Source organism: Actinoplanes solisilvae, from assembly GCF_003999975.1.
Taxonomy (GTDB): Bacteria; Actinomycetota; Actinomycetes; order Mycobacteriales; family Micromonosporaceae; genus Actinoplanes; species Actinoplanes solisilvae.
In genome coordinates this window covers 590,068-599,284 of record NZ_RJAC01000003.1, presented here as the reverse complement: position 1 = coordinate 599,284, position 9,217 = coordinate 590,068, and the positions used below count along the sequence as shown (strand labels likewise).

Genomic DNA, 9,217 nt, shown 5'->3' with positions numbered 1-9,217 from the left:
ACGAGGACGCACAGCACTACGACGTGGAGCACCTGTCACACCCATACCCAGACCAACACATCGATCATGATCAGAGTGACGGGCATTCACTCCAAAGCATGTGCGAAGTCCAGGACTAGAACTAGACGGGGACAGTGACGAACTGCCTCCCCGTGGTGTTGACGACGCGGACCGACTGCACGAGGTCGGGGTCGATCAGGGCGCTGCCGTTCAGGGTCGTGCCGCCCGACTCGCCGGCCGTGGAGACCAGCCAGCTGCCGGCGACCGCGGTCGAACCGTCGCGGCCCAGCACTTCCAGCACGCATTTCTCGCCCGCCGGGATGCCGCCGACGGTGGCCGACACGCGCACCCAGCCGGGGGCGGGAACCACCGCGACCTGCATGCGTGCCCCGGTCGACGCGTCGGTGGCCGACGCGACCCGGGCGCCCGCGGGCACCGACATCGTGGCCGTGGGCTGCGCGACCGGTTCGGAACCGGGCGCCGTGCCCCGGCCGACCACCACCCCGCCCGCGATCGCGATCGCGACGGCCGCGGCGGCGATCGACGTGACAGTGGCCAGGCGGCGGTAGCGACGGCCGGACGACTCGCGCCGCACCTGGCGCAGCGTGCGCTGCAGCAGAAGATCGGCGTCGTCGGGCGGGCCGTCGAGCAGCATCTCCTCGGGGACCTCGCCGAGCTGGTCGGACCACTGCTTCAGCGAGTCGCGCTCGTCGCGGCACTCGGCGCAGCTCGCCAGGTGCTCGTCGGCGCGGGCCTTCTCCTCGTCGGAGAGCATTTCCAGCAGGTAGCCGGCCAGATCGACGTGGCCGTTGGCCGTGTTCGCGCTTTCCGGCGTACTCATGATGCCAACCGTTCCGTGCCGGCCTCGCGCAAGGCCCGCAACGCATAGAAGGAGCGCGACTTGACGGTGCCCGGCGGGATGCCGAGCGCCTCGGCGGCCTCGGCCACCGTGTTGCCTTTCAAGTAGACCTGTTCGAGCACTTCACGGTGCTCGTGGGAGAGACGGCTGAGCGCGTCGACCACGACCATCGAGGTGACCACGCGATCGGAGTGATCCTGCTCGACCGCGGCGTCGGGTGGGCTCTCGGCGACCTCGGGCGGGCGCCGGTTACGGGCGCGGATCTGGTCGAGCACGATGTTGCGGCAGACCGTGAGCAGCCAGCCCCGTACGGAGCCTTTGCCGTTGTTGAGGCTCTCGGGGTGACGCCAGGCGCGCAGCAGCGCCTCCTGCACCACGTCTTCGGCGGCTGCGCGGTCGCGCGTCAGCTGCGTCGAGTACGCGAGCATGGCCCGGCCGTGTTCCTGGAACAACGATCTGACCAGCGCCTCATCGGCCACCTCCCGGTGGGGTCTCTGTCTGCTCGGCGGCATCCGGCTCTCTTCCCCGCGGCACTTTCGTCGGTGCCGCCTCGTGCGGTCGGTGAAGACGACATCGATGAAAGTACTGTGCCGCGGCTACTCGGAGTACGTGCCCCGTCGCGTACCCGGATCAAGATTTTCGGAATGTGGCACATCTGGGTGAACCGCGTCGATGGATGGGGCGTGTGGAGGCCATCCCCTTTGGACGGGCAGCACCTACAGGTAGGAGACGGCCATGAGGAAGACCTACGTCGCGGCGGCGCTGCTGGCCGGGCTGGTCAGCGTATCGGCCTGTGGCAGCCAGGCGGCCGCGCCGGACGCCGACGTGGCGGCCGAGCAGGTGCCGGTCGCGGTGCAGGAGTCCGCGGCGCCGCTCAACCCGCAGGGCCCGGGCGAATTGCCCGATCTGGCCGGCGTGGAGGACCCGCAGGTGAAGCCCACGGAGGACGTTCAGCCCCCGGCGGAGAAGCAGGCCAACCAGGTCGCCCCGCCCACGGTGGCCAAGACCCAGCGGTGGGTGAAGATCTTCAGCGGCCCGTCCGACCAGGACATCACCCCGCCGAAGTCGCGCACCGCGGGCAGCAAGACGGTCGAGCTCAACACCACCGAGAACGCGCAGATCGGCACCTACGTCACCGACGGCGCCGGCCGTACGCTCTACCGCTTCGACAACGACAGCAACAAGCCGCCGAAGACCACCTGCAAGGGCGACTGCGCGACCGCCTGGCCGCCGCTGCTCATCCGCTCCCCCGGCAAGATCTTCCCGGCCGGCGTCGACCCGAAGATCGTCGGCTTCGTCGAGCGCGGCGACGGCACGTGCCAGGTGACCATCAACGGCTGGCCGGTCTACTACTTCGTCGACGACCGCAAGGCGGGCGACCTCAACGGCCAGGGCCTCAACGGCAAGTGGTTCGCGATCAAGCCGGACGGCGGCAAGACGCCCGACGCGCCCGGTCCACTCGCCTCGCAGGGCACCGGCAAATAGCTTTTCACCCATCGGGGGCGTGCCCGGCGGTTTCCCCACCGCCGGGCACGACCGCGTCCGCGGCCCGGCGCCATCGGTGAAACAGGCGCTACGTCCGCACCCGTCTAGCAGCAGCCCGATCAGCCGGGAGGCGAGGTCGCGTTGCCGTTCCTCGGCCACGCCCCCGAGCGGCAGCCGGCGTCAGACCGGGATCGGCGCGCCGAGCAGGGCCAGCCAGTTGGACCACATCGCGTCGAGCCGGCCGGTGTTGTTGTAGAGCTTGGCGAACATGACCTGGCCCTCGAGCTGGGCCACCACTCCCCGGGCGGCCTCCTCGGAGCTGGCCACGCGGGCCTCGCCACGGAACTGGGCCTCGTCGATCACGGCCCGGACCATCTGGACCTGGATGTCGAAGATCTCCTGGAGGCGGGCCCGGATCGGCTCGGTCTGGTTGCTCAGCTCGAGTGTCAGGTTTCCGAACAGGCAGCCGGAGACGGAGCCGCAGTTCTGCTGGCCGGCCCGCTGGAACTCGGCGGTGGCCTCGAACAGCTTGCGCAGCCGCTCGAGCGGATCGTCGCTGGAGCCCAGGATCGCCGACCACTGGGCCCGCTGGGTGTCCCACTGCTGATTGACGACCGCGATGGCCAGGGCTTCCTTGGACTCGAAGAAGTAGTAGAAGCTCCCCTTGGGGACGCCCGCGGCCTTGCAGATCTCGGCGACACCGATGGCCGAGTAGCCTCGCAGCTCGATCAGGCGTTGCGCGGCTTCGAGAATCTTCTCCCGCGCGTCACTGCTTCGTCCCATGTCTCCACCCTAGCCAGGCGGTCGTCTATCACCCGGTGATCCGTCTCACGCGTTGACGCGCGAGACGTGGTAGTGCGCTAGCCGCCAGTCGTCGCCGTCGCGGACGGCCACCACGGTCAGGTTCGTCAGGATCGGCTCCCGGTCGGTCTCGGCGAAACCGAACGTCACGTACACGTATCCGAGGACCACGTCGTCGGCGAGCCGGCGCGTCTCCTGGAACCGCCAGTCGGCCGTCAGGTCGAGCGGCTGGCTGTCGTAGTAAGTCTCGACACCGGGCCGGCCCACCGAGTAGGGGCGCAGGCCCTGGAAGATGCCGTCCTCGGTGAAGAGGGCGGCGACCTTCCCGGGCTCGTGCGCTTCGATACTCGACTTCCACCGGTCCAGGACGTCCTGCAGGATCTTCTCTTCGTCCTTCATGACAATGCCCTCCTCAGACCGGTGGGTGGTCACTTACCGGCGGTGGTGCCACCGTCGACGTGCAGGATCTCGCCGGTGACGAACTTGGCGTTCTCAAGGTAGGTCACGGCGTCGGTGATGTCGGAGATCTCGCCCATGTGGCCGACCGGGTGCAGCGCCGAGAGGAACTCGTGGGTCTCGGGGGCGTGCATCGGGGTCTTGATGACGCCGGGGGCCACCACGTTGAAGCGGATGCCGGCCTCGGCGTACTCGATGGCCAGGGACAGGGTCGCCGCGTTCAGGCCGCCCTTGGTCAGGGCCGCGGTAAACGACGGCACCCGGCGGTCGGGGTTCTCGGCGAAGTTCGTGCTGATGGTGACCACGTGGCCGCCGCGCTGCATGACCTTCAGGGCCGGCTGGGTGACGTTGAAGAAGCCGTTCACGTTGATGGCGATGTTCTGCGCGTAGTCCTCGGCCGTGTAGTCGGTGAAGGGCTTCGCGGTGAAGATGCCGGCGTTGTTGATCACGGTGTCGACGCGGCCGAACTTCGCGAGGGCCTCGTCCACGAGCCGCTGGCCCACGGCCGGGTCGGAGATGTCGCCGGGCACCGCGAGCACCTGGGGGTCGTTCGACGGCGTGATGTTCCGCGAGTTCGCGACCACCGAGTAGCCCAGCTTGCGGTACGCCTCGACGAGGCCCGCGCCGATGCCCTGCGAAGCGCCGGTGATGATGACGACCTTGCTCATGTCTGACTCCTTGTCGGTGAAACCTTGTGCTCCGTAGAAGCTAGACGACCGGTCTACTATTCTGCAATACGACGTAACGCTGGACACAGTTAGGTGTTCACAGCGTTACGCGCGGGCTACACGCGGCGCGCGAGCCGGCCGCCGTAGAGGAATCGGCCGCCCTCGAGAACGGTGAACGTCGAGTGGCTGCCGTTCTCGGGTTCGGCCGTGATGAAGGTGGTGCCGGACAGGGCCACGTACCGCTCGGTCTTCGCCTCGTCGCCCCACTCGGCGGCATGGCCGAGCGGCGTGGAGGTCACTTCCAACCCGTCCCGGGTCGCGATCACGTCGTAGGCGGCCATCGGGTATTCGTAGCGGCCTGCGAACTCGGCCGGGCCCGGAGCGTACGGGCCGCTCGGCGGGGTCGGGCGCGGCGGCACGGCAAGGCCGGTCAGCTCGCGGACGATCGCGTCGAGCAGGTCGTCGAAGAAGCCGGGAGCGTCGGCGCCGGTGGCGTTGATCGCGACGACGAGCTTGTGCGCCGGCACGACCCGCCACAGCGCCGCCTGGCCGATGGTGCCGCCGTTGTGACCGTAGGCCGCGGCGCCGTCCCAGTCGAACAGCTCGAATCCGAGACCCCGGTGCCCGCCGCCCCGCTCGACGACCCCGGGCAGGGTGAGCTGCGGGGCGGTCATCGCCGCGATCGCCTCGGCCGACAGGAGCCGATCACCCGAGGTGCTCACTCCCCCGTCGAGGAAGAGCCGGCCGAAACGCACCAGTTCGCGGGGCGCGGCGCACGGGGTGGCACCGGCCGGTGCGTTCGAGTGCGGCAACTGCCACGGCCGGGCCACCTGAGACCTGATGTGTCCGGCCGCGACCCGGAAGAGGATCGCCTCCTCGGCGAACAGGGCCATGTTCCGTACGCCCAAGGGGTTGATCAGACGCTCGCGGAGCACCGACTCCCACGTGCCGCCGCGCAGCTTCGCGACCAGGGCACCCAGCACGGCGTAACCGGAGTTGCAGTACGAATACATCGCGCCCGGCGCCGCGATCTGGTGGGCGTGATCGTGCAGGTAGGCGACGTAGCGATCGAGCGCGTCGTCGCCGCGGCCGGTGTCCTCGAACAGGTCGCCGTCGAAGCCGCCGGTGTGCAGCAGCAACTGGCGGACGGTCACCGACTCGGCGGCCGCGGCATCGACCACGCCGAACGAGGGCAGGTAGCGACGGACCGGCTCGTCCAGGTCGACCAGGCCCTCGTCGACGAGCTGCATCACGAGCGCGGCGGTCCAGATCTTGGTGACCGAGCCGATCTGGAACACGCTGTCCGGGGTGGCCTCGACGCCCGTCTCACGGTTGAGCACGCCGGTGGCCGCCTCGAGAAGCTGGTCGTCATGACCGATCGCGACGGCCGCGCCGGTCACGTCGTAGCGGTCGGCGGTCAGCGCGAGGAGCTTCTCCAGCCACATGATCGCCATCATAGGCGTCGATGTCAGTCCAGCAGGGTGTAAAGGTGCGCGATGCGGCCGTTCTCGACGATCGAGATGTCCACGCCGCTGGCGACCGGGGGCTGCCCCTCGGGGCCGAGGTTCCAGGCCAGGACGACGAGGTTGCCGGCGACCCGCGGCGGGCCGGCCTCGCTGAACACCAGGCCGTCCGACTGGTCCTGCAGCCGCTGCGCCTTCTCGCCGAGCGCCCGGCGGCCGACGACGACCTCGTCCGGGTCGGAGAAGGTGACCTGTTCGGCGTAGGTCTGCTCGATCGCGGCGGCACGCTTTTCCGGGTCGCGCTCGGCGAAGACCTCCAGCAGGTTGCGGCGGGCGAGCTCGGTCAGGTCGGCGGTCATACGGTTCCCCTTCGACAACTGTTGCCTCAGCAAGATCGTGGCACGGACGGGCCGTTCGGGGACCACGACGAGACCGGCGACACATATAGATTCATGGGCATGGTGGATCCGCTGCCCCGCTTCCCCGACGGATTTCTCTTCGGCTGCTCGACGGCCTCCTATCAGATCGAGGGGGCGGTGCACGCGGACGGGCGCGGGCCCTCGATCTGGGACACGTTCTCGCACACCGACGGCCGCACGCGCGACGGCGACACCGGCGACGTGGCCTGCGATCACTACCACCGCTACCCCGAGGACGTCGCCCTGCTGGCCGACCTGGGCGTGGGGGCGTACCGGTTCTCGATCGCCTGGCCGCGGGTGCAGCCGACCGGGTCGGGCGGACCGAACAGGGCCGGGCTCGACTTCTACGACCGGCTGGTCGACGCGCTGCTCGAACGCGGCATCACGCCGGTGCCGACGCTGTTCCACTGGGACCTGCCGCAGACCCTGGAGGACAAGGGCGGCTGGCTCAATCGCGACACCGCGTCGTACTTCGCCGACTACACCTCGCACGTCGTGACCCGTCTCGGCGACCGCGTACGCCGGTGGATCACGCTCAACGAGCCGATCGTGCACATGGCCCAGGGCTACGCGTACGGCACCCACGCTCCCGGGCGCACGCTGATGCTCGACGCGCTGCCGGTCGCCCACCACCAGCTGCTCGGGCACGGTCTGGCCGCGCGGGCGCTGCGAGCCGCGGGCGCCGCCGAAGTGATGATCACGAACAACTGCACGCCGGTCCGGCCCGACGGCGACGACCCCACGCCGGCGGCGATCTACGACGCGTTCCACAACCGGCTGTTCAACGACCCGGTGCTGCTCGGCACCTATCCGTCGTTCCTCGGCGACGCGCTGGGCGATCTCGTGCGCGACGGCGATCTCGACATCATCCGTACGCCCCTGGACGCGCTGGGCATCAACTACTACAACCCGACGAAGGTCGGCGCGCCGGCCGACGAGGGGCCGCTGCCCTTCGAGACGCGGCCGATCGAGGGCTATCCGACGACCGCGTTCGGGTGGCCCGTCGTGCCGGCCGGGCTGACCGAGCTGCTCACCGGGCTCAAGGAGACGTACGGCTCGGCTCTGCCCCCGATCTACATCACCGAGAACGGCTGCTCGACCGAGCCGGGCGTCGACGACCAGTTCCGTGTCGACTACCTCGACGCCCACCTGCGCGCGGTGCACGACGCCATCACCGCCGGGGTCGACGTGCGCGGCTATTTCGTCTGGTCGCTGCTCGACAACTTCGAGTGGGCCGAGGGCTTCTCACAACGGTTCGGCCTCGTGCACGTCGACTTCAAGACCCTGGCCCGTACGCCCAGAGACTCCTATCGCTGGCTGCAGTCCGCACTGCGCCCGCGATGAACTGACGGAAAGGAACCGATGTCCGACCCCGACCTGACGGTGGCGCGACTGTTGCTCGCCGAGTACGAGCGCCTGAAGGACGAACAGAAGACCCGTATTGGATTTCGCGACAATTTGATCTACGTGACCCTCGCGTCGATGGCCGCCGTCATCACCGCAAGCCTGGCCGCCAAGGGACACGCCAACCTTCTGCTCCTGCTGCCCCCGGTCAGCACCGTTCTCGGGTGGACCTACCTGGTCAACGACGAGAAGGTGTCCGCGATCGGCCGGTACATCCGCGAGCGCGTGGCTCCGGAGCTGGACCCGACCGGGAAGGCGTTCGGCTGGGAGACCGCGCACCGGTCCGACTCCCGCCGCCGCCCTCGCAAGGTCATCCAGATGATCGTCGATCTGGGCACGTTCTGCCTTCCGGCCGTCGCCGCCATCGTCGTCTACTGGGTCAACGGGCCCTATGACTGGCCCTTCATGGTCGTGTCCTTCGTAGAGCTCGCCGTCGTGCTCGGACTCGCGATCGAGGTCGTTCGTTACGCCGACGTCCGGCTCCGGACCTGACGCGAATGCGGCGACCGGACGAACTGACCGTTCTCCCGCAGGCCACTGTTCTCGTCGTCGGCTATTTCACGATTCAGGTGGCCGCGAACCTCACCGTGATGAAAGCGACCCCGCTGCCTTTCGGTCTCGCCATTCCGATCGGCTCCCTGCTCTACGCGATCAGTTTCACCTGGATCGATCTCGTCAATCAGCGCCTGGGGCGGAGCAACGCGCGCCGGCTCGTCGTCGTCTCGGTCGGCGCCAACCTGATGCTGGCGCTGTGGCTGCAGCTCTACATCGTGCTGCCGGGAGACTCGACGTGGCAGGCCGATCCGGCGAATCAGGCCGCGATCGCCACTGTCCTCGGGAGCCTTCCCCGCATTCTCCTCGCGAGCCTGGCAACCAATTTCGTCGTCGAGAACGCCGACATCACCGTCTACAGTTTCCTCCGCCAGAATTTTCCCCAGGTTCCGATCATCGCCCGCAGCGCGATCTCCAACACCGTGTCGGCACCGCTGGACGGAATCCTGTTCGCCGTCCTTGCCTTCTCCTTCACACTCCCGGCCGGCGAGGTCGCCACGATCGCCCTCACCAGCGCCTTGTACAAACTGTGCGTGGGCTACCTTTCCTCGCCTCTGATCTATATCGGCCGGACCCGTGAGGACCGGCGATGAAAGACTCGGGACCGGCCCAGGTGTCCTACACGTGGGATCAAATTGAAGATCAGGCGGCGACCGTCCTGCGCCTGATCCGCCGCGACGGCACGGCTCCGGACGTCGTGATCAGCGTGCTCAGGGGCGGCGCGGTCCCAGGGGTGCTGCTCGCTCACCTGTTGGGCGGACCAGCGATGTACGCCGTACGGGCGTCGACTATGCGCGACGAACGGCCGAGAGTCCGGAAAGATCGTTTACTCGTCCAGGGGATGGACGGCCTGCCCGATCTCGCCGGCCTGAGCGTGCTTCTGGTTGATGACGTCGTGAATACCGGTAAGACTCTGATCGAGACCCGAGAACAGATCATGATCAGCCGCCGGCCCCGGGCCCTGGCGACAGCCTGCCTGGTCTGGGACACGGTCGGCCCCCGAGGGGAGGTTCTCGCCCATTGCGACGCCGATTTCTACGCCGAGCGCGTGCACGCATGGGTTCGATTTCCGTGGGAATTGGGGTCGTGAGCGGGTGCGGCGCTGCTTTC

General features: G+C 68.5%; 12 protein-coding genes. 5 read left to right on the top strand and 7 right to left on the bottom strand.

Annotated features, from left to right (window positions below):
* Positions 1-121 precede the first annotated feature (121 nt).
* Together EER30_RS13325 and EER30_RS13320 are read right to left on the bottom strand one after the other, a co-directional pair.
* Complete coding sequence (locus EER30_RS13325) at positions 122-841, bottom strand: anti-sigma factor family protein (RefSeq protein WP_127500699.1); 720 nt, start codon at positions 839-841, stop codon at positions 122-124.
* A complete protein-coding gene (locus tag EER30_RS13320) occupies positions 838-1,371 on the bottom strand; it encodes a sigma-70 family RNA polymerase sigma factor (RefSeq protein WP_127500698.1) in 534 nt (177 codons plus the stop codon). Before EER30_RS13320 ends, EER30_RS13325 begins: the two co-directional genes overlap by 4 nt.
* Positions 1,372-1,594: 223 nt before the next feature.
* Between EER30_RS13320 and EER30_RS13315 the strand changes: the two genes are divergently transcribed.
* Positions 1,595-2,344, top strand: a complete 750-nt coding sequence (locus EER30_RS13315) for a COG4315 family predicted lipoprotein (RefSeq protein WP_127500697.1) — start codon at positions 1,595-1,597, stop codon at positions 2,342-2,344.
* A 180-nt stretch (positions 2,345-2,524) separates the two neighbouring features.
* Here EER30_RS13315 and EER30_RS13310 read toward each other — a convergent pair whose 3' ends face one another.
* From EER30_RS13310 to EER30_RS13290, 5 genes are all read right to left on the bottom strand, one after another.
* On the bottom strand, positions 2,525-3,127 hold the full coding sequence (locus tag EER30_RS13310; protein ID WP_127500696.1) for a TetR/AcrR family transcriptional regulator: 603 nt from the start codon (positions 3,125-3,127) through the stop codon (positions 2,525-2,527).
* A gap of 45 nt (positions 3,128-3,172) precedes the next feature.
* Complete coding sequence (locus tag EER30_RS13305; protein ID WP_127500695.1) at positions 3,173-3,544, bottom strand: SgcJ/EcaC family oxidoreductase; 372 nt, start codon at positions 3,542-3,544, stop codon at positions 3,173-3,175.
* A gap of 29 nt (positions 3,545-3,573) precedes the next feature.
* A complete protein-coding gene (locus tag EER30_RS13300; RefSeq protein WP_127500694.1) occupies positions 3,574-4,269 on the bottom strand; it encodes an SDR family NAD(P)-dependent oxidoreductase in 696 nt (231 codons plus the stop codon).
* A gap of 116 nt (positions 4,270-4,385) precedes the next feature.
* A complete protein-coding gene (locus EER30_RS13295; RefSeq protein ID WP_127500693.1) occupies positions 4,386-5,714 on the bottom strand; it encodes a serine hydrolase domain-containing protein in 1,329 nt (442 codons plus the stop codon).
* Positions 5,715-5,737: 23 nt separating this feature from the next.
* Positions 5,738-6,091, bottom strand: coding sequence for a nuclear transport factor 2 family protein (locus EER30_RS13290; RefSeq protein WP_127500692.1), 354 nt, complete (start codon positions 6,089-6,091; stop codon positions 5,738-5,740).
* Positions 6,092-6,190: 99 nt separating this feature from the next.
* On the opposite strand from EER30_RS13290, the gene EER30_RS13285 reads away from it, so the two are divergent.
* Genes EER30_RS13285 through EER30_RS13270 form a run of 4 tightly spaced genes read left to right on the top strand, consistent with a single transcriptional unit; the run spans position 6,191 to position 9,197 of the window.
* On the top strand, positions 6,191-7,495 hold the full coding sequence (locus EER30_RS13285) for a GH1 family beta-glucosidase (RefSeq protein ID WP_127500691.1): 1,305 nt from the start codon (positions 6,191-6,193) through the stop codon (positions 7,493-7,495).
* An 18-nt stretch (positions 7,496-7,513) separates the two neighbouring features.
* Positions 7,514-8,047 (top strand): hypothetical protein, encoded by a 534-nt coding sequence (locus tag EER30_RS13280; protein WP_127500690.1) that lies wholly within the window; start codon positions 7,514-7,516, stop codon positions 8,045-8,047.
* Between the two features lie 5 nt (positions 8,048-8,052).
* Positions 8,053-8,700 (top strand): queuosine precursor transporter, encoded by a 648-nt coding sequence (locus tag EER30_RS13275; RefSeq protein WP_127500689.1) that lies wholly within the window; start codon positions 8,053-8,055, stop codon positions 8,698-8,700.
* Complete coding sequence (locus EER30_RS13270; protein ID WP_127500688.1) at positions 8,697-9,197, top strand: phosphoribosyltransferase; 501 nt, start codon at positions 8,697-8,699, stop codon at positions 9,195-9,197. The genes EER30_RS13275 and EER30_RS13270 overlap by 4 nt, the downstream gene beginning before the upstream one ends.
* Positions 9,198-9,217: the final 20 nt, after the last annotated feature.